Source organism: Streptomyces fulvoviolaceus, from assembly GCF_000718165.1.
Taxonomy (GTDB): Bacteria; Actinomycetota; Actinomycetes; order Streptomycetales; family Streptomycetaceae; genus Streptomyces; species Streptomyces fulvoviolaceus.
The window spans coordinates 1-333 of sequence record NZ_JOEY01000193.1 but is presented as its reverse complement, the minus strand read 5'-3'; the positions used below and the strand labels follow the sequence as shown (position 1 = coordinate 333).

The following is a 333-nucleotide window of genomic DNA, read 5'->3' as shown; positions in this document are numbered from 1 at the left end:
GCCCGGCGCGATCGACCCGGACGCCGTGCACCTGCCGGGAATCTTCGTGCAGCGGGTAGTGGCCCTCACCCCTGAGCAGGCCACAGCCAAGGGCATCGAGAAGCGGACGGTGAGCGAGTAATGGCCTGGACACGCGAGCAGATGGCCGCGCGGGCGGCGCGTGAGCTGCAGGACGGGCAGTACGTCAACCTCGGCATCGGCCTGCCCACCCTGATCCCCAACTACCTCCCGGCCGACGTCGAGGTCATCCTGGAGTCCGAGAACGGCATCCTGGGCACCGGCCCCTACCCCACCGAGGACCAGGTCGACCCCGACCTGATCAACGCCGGCAAG

Annotated in this window: 1 protein-coding gene and 1 pseudogene; both read left to right on the top strand. The window is 69.4% G+C overall.

What is annotated here, in order from left to right; all coding sequences use genetic code 11:
• Nucleotides 1-121: pseudogene (locus IG08_RS62370) on the top strand (succinyl-CoA--3-ketoacid-CoA transferase); the annotation flags it as partial.
• Nucleotides 121-333 (top strand): succinyl-CoA--3-ketoacid-CoA transferase (locus IG08_RS0153475; protein WP_030622345.1); only part of this gene is annotated, 213 nt, incomplete at its 3' end. The pseudogene IG08_RS62370 and the gene IG08_RS0153475, both read left to right, overlap by 1 nt.